The sequence below is a fragment of the Rhizobium sp. CB3060 genome (assembly GCF_025200735.1).
In the GTDB taxonomy this organism is placed as follows: Bacteria; Pseudomonadota; Alphaproteobacteria; order Rhizobiales; family Rhizobiaceae; genus Rhizobium.
In genome coordinates this window covers 2,930,683-2,951,211 of the sequence record NZ_CP104158.1, presented here as the reverse complement: position 1 = coordinate 2,951,211, position 20,529 = coordinate 2,930,683, and the positions used below count along the sequence as shown (strand labels likewise).

At 61.4% G+C, this 20,529-nt stretch carries 21 protein-coding genes; 13 read left to right on the top strand and 8 right to left on the bottom strand.

Annotated elements, in window-relative coordinates; genetic code table 11:
- Positions 1-96: 96 nt before the first annotated feature.
- Entirely contained in the window at positions 97-1,269 is a 1,173-nt protein-coding gene (locus N2601_RS14290; protein WP_260303167.1) for an HlyD family secretion protein, read from the bottom strand.
- A gap of 136 nt (positions 1,270-1,405) precedes the next feature.
- On the opposite strand from N2601_RS14290, the gene N2601_RS14285 reads away from it, so the two are divergent.
- Together N2601_RS14285 and N2601_RS14280 are read left to right on the top strand one after the other, a co-directional pair.
- Positions 1,406-2,308 carry a LysR family transcriptional regulator gene (locus N2601_RS14285; RefSeq protein WP_104824432.1) on the top strand — a complete coding sequence of 301 codons (903 nt, stop codon included), beginning with the start codon at positions 1,406-1,408 and terminating at the stop codon, positions 2,306-2,308.
- A gap of 115 nt (positions 2,309-2,423) precedes the next feature.
- Positions 2,424-3,407: a substrate-binding domain-containing protein gene (locus tag N2601_RS14280; protein ID WP_104825225.1), complete on the top strand. Its 984-nt coding sequence runs from the start codon at positions 2,424-2,426 to the stop codon at positions 3,405-3,407.
- A 67-nt stretch (positions 3,408-3,474) separates the two neighbouring features.
- Here N2601_RS14280 and N2601_RS14275 read toward each other — a convergent pair whose 3' ends face one another.
- The 5 genes from N2601_RS14275 to N2601_RS14255 all read right to left on the bottom strand — a co-directional run bounded on the left by N2601_RS14275 (position 3,475) and on the right by N2601_RS14255 (position 8,624).
- Entirely contained in the window at positions 3,475-4,740 is a 1,266-nt protein-coding gene (locus N2601_RS14275; protein WP_104824431.1) for an ABC transporter substrate-binding protein, read from the bottom strand.
- Positions 4,741-4,878: 138 nt separating this feature from the next.
- Positions 4,879-5,715: a carbohydrate ABC transporter permease gene (locus tag N2601_RS14270; protein ID WP_104824430.1), complete on the bottom strand. Its 837-nt coding sequence runs from the start codon at positions 5,713-5,715 to the stop codon at positions 4,879-4,881.
- Positions 5,712-6,635 (bottom strand): carbohydrate ABC transporter permease, encoded by a 924-nt coding sequence (locus tag N2601_RS14265; protein WP_445944962.1) that lies wholly within the window; start codon positions 6,633-6,635, stop codon positions 5,712-5,714. Before N2601_RS14265 ends, N2601_RS14270 begins: the two co-directional genes overlap by 4 nt.
- Positions 6,628-7,791 carry an ABC transporter ATP-binding protein gene (locus N2601_RS14260; RefSeq protein WP_104824428.1) on the bottom strand — a complete coding sequence of 388 codons (1,164 nt, stop codon included), beginning with the start codon at positions 7,789-7,791 and terminating at the stop codon, positions 6,628-6,630. Before N2601_RS14260 ends, N2601_RS14265 begins: the two co-directional genes overlap by 8 nt.
- Complete coding sequence (locus N2601_RS14255) at positions 7,788-8,624, bottom strand: metallophosphoesterase family protein (protein ID WP_104824427.1); 837 nt, start codon at positions 8,622-8,624, stop codon at positions 7,788-7,790. Before N2601_RS14255 ends, N2601_RS14260 begins: the two co-directional genes overlap by 4 nt.
- Positions 8,625-8,861: 237 nt before the next feature.
- Between N2601_RS14255 and N2601_RS14250 the strand changes: the two genes are divergently transcribed.
- Positions 8,862-9,071, top strand: a complete 210-nt coding sequence (locus N2601_RS14250) for a SlyX family protein (RefSeq protein ID WP_104824426.1) — start codon at positions 8,862-8,864, stop codon at positions 9,069-9,071.
- A gap of 36 nt (positions 9,072-9,107) precedes the next feature.
- Here the strand turns inward: N2601_RS14250 and N2601_RS14245 are convergent, their stop codons facing one another.
- Positions 9,108-10,028, bottom strand: a complete 921-nt coding sequence (locus tag N2601_RS14245; protein ID WP_104825224.1) for a LysR family transcriptional regulator — start codon at positions 10,026-10,028, stop codon at positions 9,108-9,110.
- 90 nt (positions 10,029-10,118) lie between these two features.
- On the opposite strand from N2601_RS14245, the gene N2601_RS14240 reads away from it, so the two are divergent.
- Complete coding sequence (locus N2601_RS14240) at positions 10,119-10,613, top strand: GNAT family N-acetyltransferase (protein ID WP_260303166.1); 495 nt, start codon at positions 10,119-10,121, stop codon at positions 10,611-10,613.
- A 156-nt stretch (positions 10,614-10,769) separates the two neighbouring features.
- Positions 10,770-11,522, top strand: coding sequence for a peptide-methionine (S)-S-oxide reductase MsrA (gene msrA, locus N2601_RS14235; protein ID WP_260303165.1), 753 nt, complete (start codon positions 10,770-10,772; stop codon positions 11,520-11,522).
- A gap of 7 nt (positions 11,523-11,529) precedes the next feature.
- On the opposite strand, the gene N2601_RS14230 is transcribed toward msrA, so the two are convergent.
- Positions 11,530-11,946 (bottom strand): NUDIX hydrolase, encoded by a 417-nt coding sequence (locus N2601_RS14230; RefSeq protein ID WP_260303164.1) that lies wholly within the window; start codon positions 11,944-11,946, stop codon positions 11,530-11,532.
- A 122-nt stretch (positions 11,947-12,068) separates the two neighbouring features.
- Between N2601_RS14230 and N2601_RS14225 the strand changes: the two genes are divergently transcribed.
- The 8 genes from N2601_RS14225 to N2601_RS14190 all read left to right on the top strand — a co-directional run bounded on the left by N2601_RS14225 (position 12,069) and on the right by N2601_RS14190 (position 20,520).
- Positions 12,069-12,602, top strand: a complete 534-nt coding sequence (locus tag N2601_RS14225) for a sigma-70 family RNA polymerase sigma factor (protein WP_260303163.1) — start codon at positions 12,069-12,071, stop codon at positions 12,600-12,602.
- Positions 12,589-13,359, top strand: a complete 771-nt coding sequence (locus tag N2601_RS14220; RefSeq protein ID WP_260303162.1) for an anti-sigma factor family protein — start codon at positions 12,589-12,591, stop codon at positions 13,357-13,359. Before N2601_RS14225 ends, N2601_RS14220 begins: the two co-directional genes overlap by 14 nt.
- 22 nt (positions 13,360-13,381) lie before the next feature.
- The gene (locus tag N2601_RS14215; RefSeq protein ID WP_104824422.1) at positions 13,382-14,098 is read left to right on the top strand and encodes a Bax inhibitor-1/YccA family protein; all 717 of its coding nucleotides are present in this window, start codon (positions 13,382-13,384) and stop codon (positions 14,096-14,098) included.
- A 478-nt stretch (positions 14,099-14,576) separates the two neighbouring features.
- Positions 14,577-15,620, top strand: a complete 1,044-nt coding sequence (locus tag N2601_RS14210; protein ID WP_260303161.1) for a LacI family DNA-binding transcriptional regulator — start codon at positions 14,577-14,579, stop codon at positions 15,618-15,620.
- Entirely contained in the window at positions 15,617-16,624 is a 1,008-nt protein-coding gene (locus tag N2601_RS14205; protein ID WP_260303160.1) for a Gfo/Idh/MocA family protein, read from the top strand. The genes N2601_RS14210 and N2601_RS14205 overlap by 4 nt, the downstream gene beginning before the upstream one ends.
- Before the next feature lie 8 nt (positions 16,625-16,632).
- The gene (locus N2601_RS14200) at positions 16,633-18,246 is read left to right on the top strand and encodes an acyl CoA:acetate/3-ketoacid CoA transferase (protein ID WP_260303159.1); all 1,614 of its coding nucleotides are present in this window, start codon (positions 16,633-16,635) and stop codon (positions 18,244-18,246) included.
- Positions 18,239-19,012 (top strand): enoyl-CoA hydratase/isomerase family protein, encoded by a 774-nt coding sequence (locus N2601_RS14195; RefSeq protein ID WP_104824418.1) that lies wholly within the window; start codon positions 18,239-18,241, stop codon positions 19,010-19,012. Before N2601_RS14200 ends, N2601_RS14195 begins: the two co-directional genes overlap by 8 nt.
- Positions 19,012-20,520: an aldehyde dehydrogenase family protein gene (locus N2601_RS14190; RefSeq protein WP_260303158.1), complete on the top strand. Its 1,509-nt coding sequence runs from the start codon at positions 19,012-19,014 to the stop codon at positions 20,518-20,520. The genes N2601_RS14195 and N2601_RS14190 overlap by 1 nt, the downstream gene beginning before the upstream one ends.
- Positions 20,521-20,529 lie beyond the last annotated feature (9 nt).

The following is a 20,529-nucleotide window of genomic DNA, read 5'->3' as shown; positions in this document are numbered from 1 at the left end:
CTGGCTCTTTGAGAGAGACAGTCTCACGGGGAGGTCCGAGTGATAATCGAGGAAGGAAGGGAAGGATCATCCAGTCTGGCTGGATAATCCCTCGCCTCAGTGTCGGCCCTGTACGGCCGCCTTGGTGTCGATGTCGGGTTCGACCGACATGCCGGAGCGCAGCAGGCCGGCAAGGCTTGCATCGTCGAGCGTGATCTTCACGGGAATGCGCTGGACGATCTTGGTGAAGTTGCCGGTCGCGTTGTCCGGAGGCAGCAGCGAGAATTCGAGGCCGCTTGCCGGCGATACGCTGTCTACATGGCCTTTAATGGCGGCATCCGGGAAGCTGTCGACCTTGATTTCGACCGGCTGGCCGGGGCGGACGTAGGTCAGTTGCGTTTCCTTGAAATTGGCGACCACATAGACCGCGTTGAGCGGCACGACCGCCATCAACTGCGTGCCCGCGGTGACGAACTGACCGACACGCAGCGTGCGGGCGCCGACGGTGCCGTCCACGGGAGCGACGATCTCGGTATAGGAAAGATTGAGCTCGGCCTGATGGGCGGCTGCGGCGCTTCGATCGCGCTGGGCGACGGCCTGATCATGCTGGGTCTGAAGCACCGCAATCTTCTTCTGCTCGGCGACGAGGGCGGCCTGGTCGCGCTGAAGGTTGGCTGCGGCCTGGTCTCGGGCAGACTGGCTCTGCTCGGCGCGCTGGGTCGTACCCGCGCCGTTGCGGATCAGGTTTTGCGAGCGCTGGGCATCGGCTTCGGCGAAGGTCAATGAAGCCTGGGAGGCAACGATGGTAGCCTTGGCCTGGTCGATGACGGATTGCTGCAGGGCGATCTGCGCGTCGAGATTGGTGATGGCGGCCCCGGCGGCCTTGACGTCGGCCTGAGCCTGGGTCAGCGCTGCGCGATAGTCGCGGTTGTCGACGCGCGCCAGCACCTGGCCGGCCTTGACGTGATCGTTGTCGTTGACCAGCACCTCGGCGATATACCCGGAAATCTTCGGAGCGATGGTGGTGTAGTCGGCCTTCACATAGGCGTCGTCGGTCGATTCGATGAAGCGGCCCGTCGTCCAGTAATGATAGCCATAGTCGCCGGTGAAGGCGGCGCCGGCCAGCAATGCGGCGGCGATGATCGTGCGCTTGACTATCTTGCCGCCCGATTTGGACTTCGGAGTTTCAGCTGCGGGAGTTCCAGTGGCCGGCGCCTCGGCGACGGCGGGGGTTTTGACATCTGCTTCCAGGACGGTCTGGAACTGCTCCTTGCGAGGCAACTCAACCATTGTTTCTCTCCATGATCTCGACCTCTGTGCGAAGGCCGGTGTTTCGATGGCTGGAGAATGCGCCCTGACGCGTCGCGTGATAATGTGCTTAAATCGGGAAGGATCATCAACTCAGAGCGGATAATCGAGGGTCGATATGGACAGGCTGACGAGCCTCCAGGTGTTTGGTCGCGTGGTGGAATGCGGTGGGTTTTCGGCAGCCGCGCGGCGCCTTAACATGTCGGTCACCATGGTCGGCAACCATATACAATCATTGGAGGATCGGCTCGGCGTCCGGCTGCTGAACCGCACGACGCGCAAAGTCAGTCTCACCGAAACCGGCAAGCTCTATTACGAGCGGTCGAGCCAGATTCTCGCCGATCTGGAGGAGGCCGACAGTGCCGCGGGTGCCGCAACCTCGACGCCGCGCGGCACGCTGAAACTCTATACCAGCACGCATATTACCCGCTTCCTGTCCCCCGTCATCAGCGAGTATCTGAGCCTATACCCTTCCGTGACGGTCGACCTGAGCATCGGCGAGCGGATGATCGACCTGATCGAGGAGGGCTATGACCTTGCCATCCGCACGACGATGCCGCCCGATTCCAGCCTGGTGGCACGGCGATTGACGCCCTGGCGGCATGTGCTGGTCTGCTCACCGGATTATCCCCGGACGCATCCCGCCGTGACGGAACCCGCCGATCTCGCGAGCCACAATTGCCTGCGCTACTCCTATTACCCCTATGGCGACGACTGGCGTTTTTTCACCGAGACCGAGAAACAGGTTGATGTGAAGGTCGGCGGCAATATCGTGACCACCAGTGCCGAGACCCTGCGCTATATGGCGCTGAACGGACAGGGGGTATTCCTGGCACCCAGCTTTCTCATCATGGACGATCTGGCCTCCGGCGCGCTGGTGCGGATGCTGCCGGACTACAAGCCGGCGGAATTCTCAATCAACGCCATCTATCCAAACCGCACTTACCTGCCGACAAAAACGCGGATCTTCATCGATCTCGTCGCGGAGCGCTTTGTCGAACATCGGAAATGGATGAGCTGAGGGAGATAAAAATCCTTCAAATAACTGTCACGGACCTCGGATAATAGCCGGCTACTCCCGTAGGCCGATGCTATTCTCGATGCTGCCGGAGGTGAAGCCGGAGGTGCGTGAGATCATGTCGACGCTCCAGCAAGTCGCTTTTCGCGCCGGTTGTTCGGTTGCGACCGCCAGCCGGGTGATGAATCGCAACGGCCCGGTCAGCGACGAAATGGTCCGGCGCGTGCGGCGCGCGGCGGCGGAGCTTGGCTATCGCCCCGGCAGCCGCAGCGGCAATGGCCGGCCGGCGATCGGCGTGCTCATCCCCAGCATCACCAATCCCGTCTTTGCGGCATCGCTTTCGAGCATCCAGAACAGGGCTTTGCATGCCGGGCATAGCGTGCTGATCGCGCAATCGAATTATGATCCGGCACAAGAAGCCGATGCCGTCGCATCGCTTCTCCAGCAGCAGCCGACCGGTCTCATCCTCACGCTCTGCGATCCCGAACGCAGCCTCGTCCTGTCATCCGCCCTGCCGCCGACCGTGCTGCTCGGCAATCCGCCGACCGCCCGCTTTACCGCCGCCGTTGCGACCGATAATTTCGGTGCGGGCCGGGACCTGACCGAGCACCTCCTGCACAAGGGGCACCGCCGCATCCTGTTCATATCAGGCCATTTTTCGGCATCGGATCGGGCGAGGCTGCGCTATCTCGGCTATGTCAGGGCGATGGAGGCGGCGCGGCAGCAGCCCCTGGATGCCCTGGAGATTTCCTTCGTGAACAGCCTGGAACAGCTCGATCTTTCGGATGCGGTTTCGCGGTTTGGCCCGACGGCAATCATCGCGTCGAACGATCTTCTGGCGCTCGGTGTCATGGGTGCACTTCGACGCCAAGGCCTTTCCATCCCGCGCGATGTGTCGGTCGCTGGCTTCGACGGAATTTCCCTCGGCTTTCTAGGAGAGGTTTCCCTGACGACGGTCGAAATTCCGGACGGAACGATGGGAGCCGCAGCAGCCTCTTTGCTGCTCGACATGGCGGAGAATGCCGCGCCGCCGCGCCACCTGACCGTGGCTTATCGGTTACGACCCGGTGGAACGGTCCGCGATCTCAACGCCATTCCGTAGCATGCCGCAAATAAAAACGCCGCCTCTCCGAAGAGAAGCGGCGCGGCTTTTGCGATCAGATCGAAATTCAGCTACGCGGCAGCATGCCTTCGACATCGGAAGCAGCGTCATCAAGCGCTTCCTTCGACGTGGCCGAGTCGTCGACGATGCGCGACAGGTTGTCGACGATCGTCTGCGTGACCTTGACGCCGTTGGCGCCCGGGAAGGCATACCAGGGGATCATGACCGACATCTGGCTGAGGCCTGCCTGGAACAGCGGGTTCTTCTTGTAGAAGTCGCCAAGGTAATCTGGCGACTTGGCGGCGAGTTCGTTGTTCGGAACATAGCCGGTGCCGGGAACGACGACCGAGGCGCCATAGGGGCCGGCCGCGAACTTGGCGAACTTCCAGGCAGCTTCTTCCTTGACGGGGTCATGGGTCAGGATGACGACGGCGTTGCCGCCGGTCGGCAGGCGGCCGTTGACCGGGTCGATCAGTGGGATCTTGGCGGTGCGCAGGTCGAACTTGGCGCCGACATTCTTGATGGTGTTGACGAGAGCACCGGTCGTCTGGAATTCGAAGCCGACCTTGCCGGCAGCGAAGGCTTGTTCGCCGGCAGGCTTGGTGAAGACCGGCATGCCGCCTTCCTTGACGAAGCGCGCGATCAGATCGACGGCCTTCTGTCCTTCCGGACCATTGAAGGCAACCTTGGTTTCGTCGTCGCTCAGCATCTTGCCGCCGGCGCCGAAGAGGAGGGCGGAGAACATCCAGTCGTCGCCCTGCCAGCGGAAGTCCATGCCGTCGACGCCGTTGCCGAGCGCCTTGATCTTGCCGGCAAGCGCGATGACTTCATCCCAGGTCTTCGGCGGGTTGTCCGGATTGCCACCGGCAGCCTTCACCAGGTCGGCGTTGTAGTACATGATCGGGTTCGACGTTGCGAAGGCGAGGCCGACCTGCTTGCCCTTGACCTGGGCGAGCTTCAGGATCGTGTCCGAGAAGCCCTGTTCGGCCATGTTGCCCTCTTTCTTGACGAGGGGGCCGAGATCGACGGCGACCTTGCGCTCGTCCATCATGCGCAGGCGGTTGAGGCCGATGAAGGTGACATCGGGCATCTCGCTCGTGCCGGCCTGGCGCAGGATGGTCTGAATCCCTTCTTCATAGGTGGCCGAAGGAGCAGCGAACTGGATCTTGATGTCGGGGTTTTCCTCCATGAACTTCTTCGAGATCGTGTCCATCACGTTCTTGAAGAAGCCGGGCATGGGGTAATGAACCGTCAAGGTCGTCTCGGCATAGGCCGGGACCGTCACGACCATCGAAATGGCCGCGGCGGCGAGAATCTGGGTGATATGCTTCATCGCTCGTTCTCCTGTTCGAGCATGATGCCGAAAAGTGTAAGCGGTTTTCGGACGACATCATGCTCTACTTCTTTGATTCTAGAGCGGATTCAGATTTTAGATCGATGCGATCTAAAATCATCCGCTCTAGGGAACCAGTCAGCCTTTGAGACCGGTCATGGTGATGCCCTCGACGAAGCGTTTCTGCGCGAGCAGGAATGCGCCGACGAGGGGAAGGGTGATAATCAGCGTGGCGGCCATCAGCGCGCCGTAATCGTCGCCTGCCTCGGCGGCGCGGAAATACATGAGGCCCAGCGGCGGCGTGGCGTAGTCCTGCTTGCTGACGACGATCAGCGGCCAGTAGAGGTCGTTCCAGTGTGCGACGACCGAGAAGATCGCGAAGGCGGTGACGGCCGGCCAGGCATTCGGCACGATGACGCGGGCGACGATGCCGAGTTCCGACATGCCGTCGAGGCGAGCGGCATGGATCAGGTCGTCGGGCATGGCCCGGAAGAACTGCAGGAACATGAAGATCGCGAAGACCGAGATCGAGAAGGGCGCGACGAGAGCGGTATAGCTGTTCAGCAGCGACAGGCTGTTGAAGCCGACATAGAGCGGCAGCGCCGTTGCATGGATCGGGATCAGCAGGCCAAGCATGACCAATACCATCATCGAGCGTGCGGCCGGAAATTTCAGCTTCGCCATGGCGTAAGCGCAGGGAATGGCGATCAGCACCTGAAAGAAGAAGATCAGGCCGCAGACGAGGACGCCGTTGAGCAGCAGCGTGCCCATCGGCACCTTGGCCAGCGCATGCGTGATGTTCTCGACGTAGAAGAAATGCGTTGGAATGAGCTTCAGAGCGGAGGTGAAGATATCGTCCTGTGCCTTGCCGGCGGTCGAGATCATGAAGATGTAGGGCGCGAGGAAGACGAGCGAGCCGAAGATCAGCACGGCGAGGCGCAGGATGCGGCCGGGAGTGAAGCCTGTCGAGGTCATGTGTAATGCACCTGCCGGTCTTGGACGCGATATTGCAGGAAGGTCAGCACCACGAGGATGGCGAGAAAGACGGTCGTCATCGCGGAGGCGTAACCGACCCGGAGATAGACGAAGCCTTCCTGGTAGATGGTGAAGAGCAGCACTTCCGAGGCATGGTTCGGGCCGCCATCGGTCAGCGTCTTGACGGTATCGAAGACCTTGACGGCGTTGATGATGCTGATCGTAGTGACGAACAGTGTCGTCGGTCCGAGCATCGGCCAGGTGACGAGCCAGAAGCGATCCCACGCCGATTTCGCGCCGTCGACTTCGGCGGCGGCGTAGAGCTCGCGCGGAATGGCGGTGAGGCCGGCGAGGAACAGCACCATGTTGAAACCGACCGACTGCCAGACGCCGATGATCGACAGGCTGTAGAGCGCCGTTGCCGACGAGCCGAGCCAATTCGGGCCGCGCAGGCCGATTTCGGCAAGAAGCGCATTGATCGGGCCGATGGTCGGATGGAAGAGATATTGCCAGACGGTTGCCATCGCGACGATCAGCGAGGCGACGGGCAGGAAATAGGCCGTTCGGAAGAAGCTGCGGCCGATGCCTTCGCTCTCGATCAACAGTGCCACGCCGAGGCCGAGAACGATCGAGAAGGGCGCGACGATCGCCGTATAGACCGCCGTGTTCCATAGGGATTTCTGGAATGTGCGATCCCTGAGAAGATGTGCGAAATTCTCGAAGGCGACGAAGCGGAAGCTTTTGTCGCCAAGCTGGAAATCGGTGAAGCCGAGGAAGACGACGGCGACGATCGGCAGGAGAATGAAGAGCACGATCAGGATGATGGCGGGCAGCGCCAGCAGCAGGGCCGTGCGGGCTTCGCTGCGCTCGCGTGCCGCCACCGACTGCATCGGCAGGGACGTGGCGGCGATGCTAGCCATGGGCCTTCTCCCGGCTAGCGTCGACAGTCAAGGGTCTCGCGCGCAGACGGCGGCCATCTTCGGCGAAGACCGTTGCCTGTTCCGCCGACAGGCTCAGTGCAACCGGCACGCCGGCGGAAAGACCGGCAACTTCGGCCGGGGCAAGCTTGACGACCATGGTTTCGCCGATGGCGTCGAGCTTGGCATAGAGGATCACCTCGGAGCCGAGGAATTCCATGCGCTCAATGTGAGCGGCGAGCGCATCCTGACGGCCCTGGCTGAGGCGCACGAATTCCGGCCGAATGCCGAGCGTGACATTGTTGCCGGCAACGCTGCCGTCTTCCAGCGCCAGCCGGATGCCGCCGAAGGCGACGGTGCCGTTTTCGACCCGCGCCGGCAGGAGATTGATACGCGGCTGGCCGACGAAGCGGGCAACTTCGACATGGGCCGGATCGTCGTAGATCGTCTGCGGCGCTGCCAATTGCAGCAATTGACCGCCGATCATCACGGCGACGCGATCGGCCATGGAGAGCGCCTCGGCCTGGTCGTGGGTGACATAGACGGTCGGCACGCCGGCGCGGCGATGCAGGTCGACGATTTCACCGCGGGCATGGACGCGCAGGTTGGCGTCGAGATTGGAAAGTGGCTCATCCATCAGGAAGACCGCGGGGCGGCGCACCATGGCGCGGGCGAGCGCCACGCGCTGGCGCTGGCCGCCGGACATCTGGCCGGGCTTGCGGTCGAGCAGATGGTCGATCTTCAGGGACGTCGCCATCTCGCGGACATCGCGGATGATGCCGGAGCGGATATTCTTTTGACCGGGGATCAGCGTGCCGATGAAGGGCAGGCGCTGGACGCGCGACAGGCGGCGCATGGCGAGCGGCACGGCGATGTTTTCCGAGGCGGTCAGGTGCGGATAGAGCGCGTAGGACTGAAAGACCATGGCGATGTTGCGATCCGCCGCCGCAACGCCGGAAACGTCGCTGCCGCCAAGGATGATTTCGCCGCTGTCGGCGTGATCGAGCCCCGCAAGAATGCGCAGCAGCGTGCTCTTGCCGCAGCCGGACGGGCCGACGAGGGCGATGAACTCGCCCGGCTCGACCTTAAGGCTGACGCCCTTCAGGATGGCGTTGCCGCCGAAAGATTTGGTGATGCCGGCAAGCGAGAGGGCGCTCATTCGGTCGGCTCCTTCTGTGCCTTGGGTGCCGCCTGCGGATAGACTTCCATGACGACGTCATCGAGGAAGTAGGCGGTCATGCCGGGCACGGCGACGAGCTCGGTGGATACCGTCTCGCCAAGCTGATGGATCGCAGCGCCGATCAGCCGTTCGCCGGGCATTTCGCGTTCCATCTTGTCGAGGATGAAGGCGCCGGGCGGTGCCCAGACGAGATTCGTGTCGTTGAAGCGGCCTTCCCAGCTCCAATGCAGATGGCCGCTGCCGAAGAGGGCGACATCATGGGCCGCGATTAGATCATAAAGCCGGCGGCGCTGCGCCGGGCGCACGCTCCAATAGCCGGTATCACCCTCATCTGGCGCATCGACGAACAGCGGCTTGTGCGCGAAGAGGGCAACGCGGCGGTCGCCACGGCTTTCGAGCATGTCCTGCAGCCAGTCGAACTGCTTCTGCTCTTCGGCATCCTCGAAGCCCATAAGCAGGCTGTTGAGGCCGATCAGCCGCCAATTATAGACGTCTTCCGCCCAATAATCCGGGCCGACGAGCCGACGCCAGCGCGCGAGCCGCTCCGGATTGACAGGCTGATAGGAGCCCGGCAGGTGACCGACATCGTGGTTGCCGGGCACGATAAGCATCGGCACGGAGACTTGCCGCATCATGTCCATGGAAAAGATAAGATCTTCATCCTTGTCGGCGCCGTCGACGCTGAGGTCGCCGGTATGGATGATGAGATCGGCGCCGCACGCCTCGATCCATTTCGCCAGCGGCTCCCAATTGCCGTTGAAATGCGGCTTGTTGGGGCTCAAATGCGTGTCGGTGATCTGAATGATCTTCAAGGCGCTTCTCCGAAAATCTTAGAAAGAGAGCGCTTGCCAAGGGAGTTCCTTCAGAACCGGCGCTTCCTGCCGTCCTGTTTAGAAGGCCCTGATGTCAGTTAGGTAACGGGTCTTTTCACCTGTTTTTCAGTTTTGTCACATCATCGTCAAAAGGCGCCTATGCCTGTCCTATGCCGCATTGAGACTCTATACGCTCGCGATCCGAGTGCTATAGATCGCTGCCGAAGGGGAACAGAAATGTCAGACGAACAAAGCCGCATCACCGCGCTCGAAGAACAGGTGGCCCATCAGGCCAAGACAATCGAGGAACTGTCCGATCAGGTGGCGGAGCAGTGGAAAGTGATCGAGCAGACGCGGCAGAAGCTCGACCGGCTGACTGAGCGCTTCCTGACGCTGGAAGAACAGACGCTGGATGCGCCGGCCATCACCAAGCCGCCGCATTATTGAGCGGTTCCATCGGCAGGCCAATGTCATCCGTCATTTTCAGGCGCTGGAGAAGGCTTGTCGTAACTGATCCTGCATCCAGCGATGCGCCGGTGCACTGGCATGCCGGGAATGATAGAAGACCCGAAGCGTGTACATCGGAAGTTTGAATGGCGCAGGATACAGCGAAAGAGGAACTGCCTTTGCCAGTCCCTCCGCCGCTCGCCTTGGTATCGTGATTAGAAAATCCGACGTGGCTACGACGAATGGAGCAGCCATCACACTCGGAAGCTCGACCGCCACGTCCCGACGATAACCTGCTTTGGATAGCGACCCGCTGACGACGCTTCCCGCGTCGCTCCACGGAAGCACGGCGACATGCCGCTCGCGCAGATACTGGTCCAAGGTGAGAGTGTCGCTGATCCGAGGGTGGTTCTGCCGCGCAGCAACGATATACTCGTCGGAGAAGCAGTTGAACCCCTCGACGCCTTCATAGGTGGCGGCAGAGCCCTCCGTAAAACCGAGGGCGAAGTGCACTTTCCCAGCTGCCAAATCATCGAGCGATTGTTCGTGCCCGGAATGGATGACCTTGATCCGGAGGTGAGGAGCTTCCTTCTCCAAGCGAGAGATCAAGGATGGCAGCACTGCGAACGCGGTGAAATCTGTCGCGGCGAAGGTGAAGGCGAGGCGACTGGTCGCCGGCTGGAAGGGCTGCGCAGCGGCCAGTTGGTCTCCAAGGATTCGAAGCGCCTCTTCAACACCAGCCGAGATCTCCATCGCCTGCGCAGTTGGTTGCATGGCATTGCCGTAGCGAACGAACAGCTCGTCGGAGAGAGCATCGCGTAGCCGCGCGATGGCATGGCTGCAGGCCGATGGGCTCATCCCCAGTTCATTCGAGGCGGCGAGGATGCTTCGGTGCCGGTATATGGCATCGAAGACAACAAGTAGGTTGAGATCAAGGCGGCGTAGGATCGAATGCATACTGTGCATTTTAAGCTGAAATCAATGCAGCACAATCATTTCCGGAATGCGCTATATCGGCTTGGAAATACGAACCTTGAAGAGATATCCATGATCATGCAGCTCACCTTCCGCCAACCCGTACCGGGCGATGCAGCTTATTGTTTCAACATCGAGACCTCCGCCTATGAGGGCGATGAGGCAGCGACGTTGGAAAAGATCGCAACGCGCATAGCGGAGTATCCGGAGGGCTTTCTGATCCTTGAGGCGGAGGGCCGGATTGTCGGTTTCATCAACAGCGGATGCGCATTTGACGTCGTGATGTCGGACGAGGAATTCAAGGAACTGATTGGTCACGATCCGGCTGCGCCAAACGTCGTCATCATGTCGGTCGTCGTCGATCCCGCCGAGCAAGGCAAAGGCTATTCCAAGCTCCTGATGACCGAGTTCATCCGCCGGATGACCGAGATGGGCAAGAAGACGATCCATCTCATGTGCAGGGACCACCACGTCGCGCTCTACGAGAAGATGGGATATCGCTACATAAAGCCATCCGCATCCGACCATGGCGGGAAGGCGTGGCACGAGATGATGATGGATCTCTGAGATCATTCCCGACTTCCAATTCGTTTGTCTGCCATTCCGGCCGTGACGCGCCATCACGTTTCGGTGTTTCACGCGCCCGTGTGTAACAAAATGCCCTATCCTCCCGTATCCCCTAGCGACGAGAGATTTTATAATCGCTGCCGAGAGGAGATCATCATGAACGGTGCATCGAAAGATATGATCCGCAGGCTTCTGCCGCGTGTTGCCCGTCCGGCCGCCTTTGCCGCCGGTGCGATCTTGCTTGCGGGCGTTGCGTTGCAATTCGTTACCAGCGCCTCGGCCGAAGACGCTCGCGTCATTCCGGCGCCGGCCCTGGACGAAAAGCCGGGCTCCGCCGGCACGGAGACCGCGGTTCTTGCGGGCGGTTGTTTCTGGGGCGTGCAGGGCGTGTTCCAGCATGTCAACGGCGTCATCAGCGCCACGTCGGGTTATACCGGCGGCAACAAGGACGCGGCTCACTATGAGATGGTGGGCACCGGCGATACCGGACATGCCGAATCCGTGCGCATCGTTTTCGATCCGCACAAGATCAGTTACGGGCATCTGCTGCAAATCTACTTCTCTGTCGCCCATGATCCGACGGAGCTCAACTATCAGGGGCCGGACAGCGGCACGCAGTATCGTTCGGCGATCTTCCCCACCAATGCCGAGCAGGCCAACGTCGCCAAGGCCTATATCGACCAGCTCAATCACGCCAAGGTTTTCGAAGGGGCCATTGTCACCAAGATCGAGCCGGCACGGCAATTCTATGCCGCCGAGGATTATCATCAGGACTTCCTGACGACCCATCCCAACTATCCCTATATCGTCATCAACGACCTGCCGAAGATCAAGAATCTGCAGCGCATTTTCCCGAAAGACTATCGCGCCGATCCGGTTTTGGTCGAAGCGAACGCGTCGGGGAATTAACCCGGTTCTAGTCCATGCCGGCGGAAAGCAGATGCCGGTGAGCGGGCAGGATGTGGTGTTCCGTGAGGGGTGCCAAAGGGATATCGCCCGGATTGGCTGGAGATATCCACCGTATTTCTTCGATCTCGGCGGCGGGCTGAATGCGATCATCGCCGATATCGAGGCGATACACCTCGGCCATCACGTGATGATCCGGCTCGTTGGCGGCCTCAGCTTCGAAGCTGCCGAAAGGACTTAGCTGTGTCGCAGTCAATCGCAGGCCGATTTCCTCATTCAGTTCGCGGATAAGTGCGGCCGCGGCGGTTTCACTGGCTTCGATTTTGCCGCCCGGCTGCATGAAGGCTGACGTTCCCCGCTTGCGGACCAGTAAGGTGTCGCCGTTGCCTCGCAGGATCAAGGCGGCTGCAATGCGGATGCTCTTCATCAAGTCGTCCTCTGTTGTTTCCGCGCCCCGATATATCCAACAATGCCGGCTGCCGCAGCCGCTTGGAAAAAATATTTGTCCGCCCGTGGAATAAGATGGTCTCGGCTTCCGTATATTGGGGTATGGAACGCAAAGGACGCACATTCGATGTTTTGGGGCAGCTCGGTTCGCTGAGACGCTACGCCCGTTCGCTGGTCCGCAATGCGGATGAGGCGGAAGACCTGGTGCATGATGCCCTGGTCAGGGCGTATGAGCGAAAGTCGTCCTTCAGGCGCGGCGCGAACCTGCGCACCTGGCTGCTCTCGATCCTGCACAATGCCCATATCGACCGCTTGCGCCAGACGCGCTCGCTCAATCGCCGCCATGAAGAGGCGGCTGTTGAATTCGACCAGGCACTTCCGGCCTCGCAGGATCATGCCGTGCGCCTGAAACAGGTGCGTAACGCCTTCTTCAACCTGCCGGAAGAGCAGCGCGAAGCGCTGCATCTCGTGGCGATCGAAGATCTTTCCTATCAGGAGGCGGCATCTGCGCTCGGCATTCCCGTCGGCACGCTGATGTCGCGCATCGCCCGCGCCCGCGCCAGCCTGAGGAATTTCGAGAATACACCCGCGGTTTCGCATCTTCGACTTATCGGAGGCGGCAATGAAGACAATTGATCCCGTCATCGACGCTGATCTCGATGCTTATGTCGACGGTGAGCTGACCGTCGCGCGCCGTGTCGAGGTGGAATCCTATCTTTCGGAACATCCCGCGATCGCCGCCAAGGTCATGGCCGATATGAGCATTCGCGGCGAGCTGCGCATGGCGCTCGCGGGCGAAGGACTGGCAGCAAAGGCGGAAACGCGCGAAGCCGCACGGCGGCTGGAGCGCGGGCTGGCTTATGGCCGGGTTCTGAGCTCGTTCCAGCGAGTTGCCGCCGTCGTGATGCTGATGGCGGCCGGCTGGGTCGCGCATACATCCTTCGGCGCTTTCAGCGCGAGCGAAGTCAACGCTTCCGTTCCGGCGCCCGCTTTCGTCGATGGTGCGGTGCAAGCCTACCGGGCGACGGCCCTGCGCGAAGCGATGACGTCGCAGCCGCCGCATGCGGCCTATAATCCGGACGAAATCCGCGCATCGACAGCAATCGTCCTGCCGGAGCTGCCGCAGGGTTGGCGCGTCACCGATGCGCAAATCTATCCCTCCGATTTCGGTCCGAGCGTTGAAATGACAATCAATGCCGGCGAAGGCGGTCAATTGTCGCTGTTTGCCGTCCGTCCCGGCAATTTCGCCGTCCAGAAGGTGAGCCATGTGAAGCGTGACGACGTCCAGGCTGCCTATTGGCAGATCGGTGAGGTCGCTTACGCGCTGATCGGCAACGGCAAGGCGGCCGAGCTCGATGGCGAGGCCGCAAAGCTGGCCCGCAGTCTGTACTAGTTTGAATCAAAGGAGAACGACCATGAACCCGACCAATCCGCGATACGGCTATGGAGCCGCCGCCGGCTCGCAGGCGCTCTTCGACGAAGGTCTGCGCAAGCATATGCTGCGCGTCTACAACTACATGGGTATCGGCCTTGTGGTGACCGGCATCGTCGCGCTGATCGTCGGCACGACGCCGGCGCTCTATGTGCCAATCTTCCAGACGCCGCTGAAGTGGGTCGTCATGCTGGCGCCGCTCGCCTTCGTGCTGTTCTTCTCGTTCCGCATCCAATCGATGTCGGCTAGCACGGCGCAGACGATGTTCTGGGCCTTCTGCGCCGTCATGGGCCTGTCGCTCGCTTCGATCTTCCTGGTGTTCACCGGCACCAGCATTGCGCGGACCTTCTTCATCGCCGCGACCATGTTCGGCGCGACCAGCCTCTATGGCTATACGACCAAGCGTGATCTTTCCAACATCGGCTCGTTCCTGATGATGGGCCTCTTCGGTGTGATCATCGCCAGCGTCGTGAACATCTTCCTGGGTTCGAGCGCGCTGCAGTTCGCGATCTCGGTCATCGGTATCGTCGTCTTCGTCGGCCTGACCGCTTGGGATACGCAGAATATCAAGGAACAATATGCCGAGAACTACGATCAGGAATCGTCACAGAAGCTCGCCGTCTTCGGTGCGCTGTCGCTCTACCTGAACTTCGTCAACATCTTCCAGCTCCTGCTGAATTTCACCGGCGAGCGGGAGTGATTTCGAACTTTTTTGCTCAAGCATGATCTTGTCCGAAAACCGTTTCACACTTTTCGGGATCATGCTTCAGGATTGCGTCTCCCTGGGGGTTTCAAGGGACGCATAACGCGCCTGCGGTATCTGCGCCGATACCGCGGGCGCACTTTTTTTGGGGATCGGGAAGCGGCGCGCTCGTCCAGCTCGCATATTTTCGTTTCCATTGGACGCCCGGTAACCTGTTCGGTTGCCGGGCGTTTTCTCTTTCCGCTGCCCGGTCGAAGCGCAATAATTTAGATCGTTCCAAGTTTCTGTGAGGATATTCTCGGAGACGAGGCTTCGGCGCGTGATTTATTTTTCTCCCGAAAACGTCCGCGAATTGTGCGTTTTCGCGCAGCCTTCTAAGCATTCTCGTCAAACCTTTCCATTTACCCATTGACAAAATTTGGAACGTTCCAAATAATTATCCCACAACAAAGAGCAAGGGATTTGGTGGAGCTTCATGAGCAAGGCACGTGTCACGGTCATCGATATTGCGCACGCCGCCGGCGTGTCGAAATCGACTGTGTCGCTCGTTCTGCAGGGCAGCCCGCTGGTCAACGAGGCGACGCGGGCCAAGGTGAATGCGGTGATCCGCGAGCTCGGATACGTCTACAATCGCGGTGCCGCCAATCTGCGGCAATCGAAGTCGAAGATCGTCGGCATTGTCGTCAACGACCTCACCAACAGCTTCTTTGCGGAGCTCGCCGTTGGCGTCGATATGGTCGTGCAGTCGGCCGGCTATGTGCAGTTCCTGTCCAATACCGGCGAGAGCATAGACCGGCAGCGGGAGGTCGTCGCTTCGATGCGCGAGCACGGCATTTCCGGCCTGATCGTCTCGCCCGCGCGCGGCACGGAAGCGGCCGACTTCAAATCGCTGACCAATGCCGGCATTCCGGTGGTGATCGTCGTGCGCAATATTCCCGGCGCAAAGGTCTCGTCACTGGTGTCGGACAATTTTGCCGGCGCATCGGCGGCGGTCGAGCATCTGGCCGGTCTCGGCCACCGCCGCATCGCCTTCATGGGCGGCTTTGCCGACACCGCCGTCTTTGCCGAACGGCTCGACGGCTATCGTGATGCGCTCGCCAAGGCGGAGATCGCATTTGACGACGATCTCGTCGTTGCGACCGCGCCGTCGCGCGCCGGCGGGGTCGAAGCGGTCGGCCGCGCCATGCTGCTGGCCCATAAGCCGACGGCGGCGGTGTGTTTCAACGATGCGGTCGCCTTCGGCGTCTGCGACGGTCTGAGGGCGCGGCGGCTGGAGCCGGGCGTCGATTTTGCGGTGGTCGGCTTCGATGACGTGATCGAGGCCGAAAGTGCAGTGCCGGCGCTGACGACGGTTTCCGTCGATCCGCAGGGCATGGGCCGGCGCGCCGCACAGTTGCTCTTGAAGCAGATCAATTCCGGCAAGGTGGAGGCGGAGGCGATCGTCAGCGCCGTTCGGCTGGTGGTGCGTCAAAGCTGCGGAACCGGGCTGGACCCAGCGGCAAGGAGGGCCGTGTCATGACCAATGTAAAATGGGGCTTGATCGGTGCAAGCACAATCGCCCGCGAATGGATGATCGGCGCAATACGCGCAACCGGCGGCGACGTCGTCTCGGTGATGAGCAGGGACGCGGAGCGCGGCCGCGCCTATGCGGCTGAGAATGGTATTGCCAAATCGGTGACGGATGTCGCCGATCTCGTCACAGATCCCGATGTCGATGCCGTCTACATCTCGACGACCAACGAATTGCATCGCGACCAGACCCTGGCGGCAGTCAAGGCCGGCAAGCATGTGCTCTGTGAAAAGCCGCTGGCGCTGACGCTGGAAGACGCGCGCCTCATGGTGCAGACCGCGAAGGGCGCTGGCGTGATCATGGGCACCAACCATCATCTGCGCAATGCCGCCAGCCTCCGCGCGATGCGGGATGCAATCGCCGCCGGCAAGATCGGCAAGCCGCTGAGCGCCCGCGTTTTTCACGCCGTCTATCTGCCGCCGCATCTGCAGGGTTGGCGGGTGGACAAGCCGCAGGCGGGCGGCGGCGTCATTCTCGATATCACCGTACACGATGCCGATACGCTGCGCTTTGTGCTGAACGACGATCCGGTGGAAGCGATCGCCCTTGGCCAGAGCGGTGGCATGGGCAAGGCGGGGCTTGAGGATGCCGTCATGGGGGCTCTGCGGTTCAGGTCCGGCGTCATTGCGCAGTTCCACGACGGTTTTACCACAAAATATGCCGAGACCGGCTTCGAGGTGCACGGCACCGACGGCTCGCTGATCGGCCGCAATGTCATGACGCAGCAGCCTGTCGGTCATGTCTACCTGCGCGACCGCGATGGCCAAAACGAGCTGCCGCTCCATCACCACAATCTCTATGAGACGGCGCTTGCCGCCTTTCATGGCGCGATCGAGGGCAGGGGAAAGCCGTCGGCGACCGGCGAGGACGGTGTGTGGTCGCTGGCAACGGGTCTCGCCGTCGTCAAATCGGCTGCCACCCGCGAAGCCGCCAAGATTGATCCAGGACTTTGAGCGTCGCGATGAACAAGCATATCACCCCCGCCGAGGCGGCTGCCCTGATCCCCGATGGCGCCATCGTCTCCGTCTCTTCCTCAAGCGGTCTCGGCTGCCCGGACCTGATGCTGAAGGCGATCGGCGAGCGTTTCGACGCGACCGGCCATCCGCGTGACCTGACGACGCTGCATCCGATCGCCGCCGGTGATATGAGCGGCATCAAGGGCGTCGATCATATTGCCAGGAAAGGTCTGCTGAAGACGATCATCGGCGGCTCCTATCCGTCCGGCCCGTCGAGTTCCGAACCGCCGCTGATCTGGCAGATGATCGGCAACAACGATGTCGCGGCTTATAATATTCCGTCCGGCATCCTCTTCGACATGCATCGCGAGGCCGCCGCCAAGCGTCCCGGCGTGTTGACCAAGGTCGGTCTCGATACGTTCGTCGACCCGAACCGCGAGGGCTGCGCTATGAATGCGGCCGCCGGGGCCGAGCCGGTGGTGAAGCGTATCCTGTTCGAAGGGGAAGACTGGCTTTATTTCAAGGCGATCGCGCCGCAGGTGGCAATCATCCGGGCGACGACTGCCGACGAGCGCGGCAATCTCACCTATGAGCATGAGGGCGCCTATCTCGGCGGTCTCGACCAGGCGCTCGCCGCCCGCAACAATGGGGGAATCGTCATTGCCCAGGTCAAGCGCCTTGCCAAGGAAGGCTCGCTGAAACCGCATGACGTGCGCATCCCCGGTGTTCTGGTCGACTATATCGTCGTCGATCCGGATCAGAAACAGACGACGCAGACGCTTTACGATCCGGCGATCTCGGGCGAAATCTTTCGGCCGCTCGACAGCTTCCGGGTGCCGGAATTCAATATCCAGAAGGTCATTGCCCGGCGGGTAGCGCAGGAGCTGCAATCCGGCAGCGCCGTCAATCTCGGTTTCGGCATTTCGGCCAATGTGCCGCGTATCCTGATGGAAGAGGGGCTGCATGGCGCGGTCACCTGGGTGATCGAGCAAGGGGCTGTGGGGGGAGTGCCGCTACTCGATTTCGCTTTCGGCTGCGCGTCGAACGCCGACGCCTTCATGCCGTCGCCCTATCAGTTCACCTATTTCCAGGGCGCCGGTTTCGACGCTTCGCTTCTCTCCTTCCTGGAGATCGGCCGCGACGGTTCAGTCAATGTCTCCCGCCTCAGCTTCCGGCCGCATGTGACGGCCGGCGCCGGCGGCTTCGTCGATATCACCGCGCGGGCGAAGAAGATCGTCTTCTCCGGCATGTTCAATGCTGGCGCGAAGCTTGGTGTTGAGGATGGCCGGCTTGTCATCGAGAAGGAAGGCAAGCTGAAGAAGCTGGTGAACGCGGTCGAGCACGTTACCTTCTCCGGCCCCCGCGGCATCACACAGGGGCAGGATATCACCTATGTCACCGAGCGCTGCGTGATGAAGCTGACGCCGGACGGTTTGTTGCTGACGGAGATCGCGCCCGGCGTCGATTTGGAGGCGCATATTCTCGATCAGTCGGAATTCCCGCTGCTCGTCTCCGACCGGCTGAAGGTGATGGATGCAGCTTTGTTCCAAGACGCGCCTATCGGTCTGACGCTGCCCGCCAAGGCCAAGCGTGTTCTGGAAGGAGCGCGCCATGGGTGAGGTCAAGGTTTCTGTAGAAGGTTCCGTCGCGACGATTACCGTCTCGCGGCCGGAAAAGCTCAACGCCTTCGACATCGACATGCTGAAGGCGCTGGCCGCTGCCTGCGACGATGTGGAGGCGGATAGTTCCGTCCGCGTCGCGATCCTTATCGGCGAAGGCAAGGCCTTTTCGGCCGGCGGCGATATCAAGGCCTGGGGCGGTATGGCGGCCAACGAGTTCGGCCATGCCTGGGTGCGCTTCGGCCATCGTGTTTTCGAGCGGCTGGCGACGCTCCGCATGCCGGTGATCGCCGCATTGAATGGTCATGCGCTCGGCGGCGGGCTGGAACTGGCGGCTGCGGCCGATATCCGCATTGCGGAAAGCCAGATCAGGATCGGCCTGCCGGAAACCAGCCTTGGTATGGTTCCGGGCTGGTCCGGTACGCAGCGGCTTACCAAACGGTTTGGCGCGCAGATCGTGCGGCGTATGGTGCTGGGCGGAGAGATGTTTTCCGCCGAGGAAGCCCGCGCCTACGGTCTTGTGGACGCCGTTGTCGAAACGGGAACGGTGCTTGCCGCCGCCAGGGATTACGCAGCGCGGATTGCCACGCGCGGACCGGCGGCACTGGAGATCGCGAAGCTGATGATCGCGTCGGCTAATGGCGAGGACAATGGGTCCGCCGTCGAGGCGTTGGGATCGATCCTGGTCGCCAAAACCGGTGACCTCAAGGAGGGCGTTGCGGCCTTTGCCGGCAAACGCGCCGCCGAGTTCAAGGGGGAATGGTGATGACGGTTCTTGTGAAGCCACAGGCGCTTCCCGATGTAAAAGTGCGCGAATTCAAGATGCTGATCGACGGCAAATGGGTCGAAGGCATCGAGACCGGCACGATCGAGCGCGTGGCGCCGAGCCATGGCGTCACCGTCAGCCGCTATAAATCCGCGACCAAGGACGATGCGCATCTGGCTATCGCGGCCGCGCGCAAGGCATTCGACCACGGTCCCTGGCCGCGCATGACGGCGGCGGAACGCTCCAATATCCTGCTGAAGGCTGCCGATATGATCTCGGCGCGGGCCGAGGAGCTCGCCTATCTCGACGCGATCGAGGCCGGCAAGCCGATCACGCAGGTGCGCGGCGAGATTGCCGGTTCCGCCGATATCTGGCGCTATGCGGCCGCCCTTGCACGCGACCTGCACGGCGAGAGCTACAACACGCTTGGCGATGGCACGATGGGCGTCGTGTTGCGTGAAGCGATCGGGGTCATCTCGATCATCACGCCCTGGAATTTCCCGTTCCTTATCGTAAGTCAGAAGTTACCATTTGCGCTTGCCGCCGGCTGCACGGCGGTGGTCAAACCGTCCGAGTTGACGTCTGGCTCGACTCTGGTGCTCGGCGAAATCCTGATGGAAGCCGGCGTGCCGGCCGGCGTCGTTAATATCCTCGTTGGCACGGGCGCCGATGTCGGTGCGCCGATGACCAGCCATCCGGATGTCGACATGATCTCCTTCACCGGTTCGACCGGCGTTGGGCGGCTGACCATGGCGAGTGCGGCGCAGACGCTGAAGAAGGTTTCGCTCGAACTCGGCGGCAAGAACCCGCAGATCGTCTTTCCCGACGCGAATCTCGATGAGTTCGTCGATGCCGCGGTGTTCGGCGCCTATTTCAACGCCGGCGAATGCTGCAATGCCGGCTCGCGACTGATCATCCATCGCGATATTGCCAAGGATGTCACGGCGCGTATCGCCAGCCTGTCGGAAAAGGTGAGGGTCGGCGATCCGCTCGACCCTTCCACGCAAGTGGGCGCGATCATCACGCCGCAACATTTGCAGAAGATCCAGGGCTATGTTTCCGGCGCGGCAAAGAGCGGCGCGACCGTGGCGCATGGCGGCAGCCAGATCGATTTCGGCTTCGGCCAGTACATGGCGCCGACCATTCTCGCAGACGTTAAACCGGAGATGGCGGTGGCGAAGGAGGAGGTATTCGGGCCTGTCCTTTCCGTGCTGACGTTCGAGACGACCGAAGATGCGATCCGCATCGCCAATTCCATCGATTACGGCCTTTCCGCCGGCGTCTGGAGCCGCGATTTCGACACGTGCCTGACGATCGGGCGACGGGTGCGGGCCGGCACGATCTGGATGAACACCTTCATGGATGGTGCGGCGGAACTGCCCTTCGGCGGCTATCGCCAATCGGGACTTGGGCGCGAGCTCGGCCGGCATGCGGTGGAAGATTATACCGAGACAAAAACGCTCAACATGCATATCGGCCGGCGCACCGGCTGGTGGATGCCGAGGTGAGATGAATGC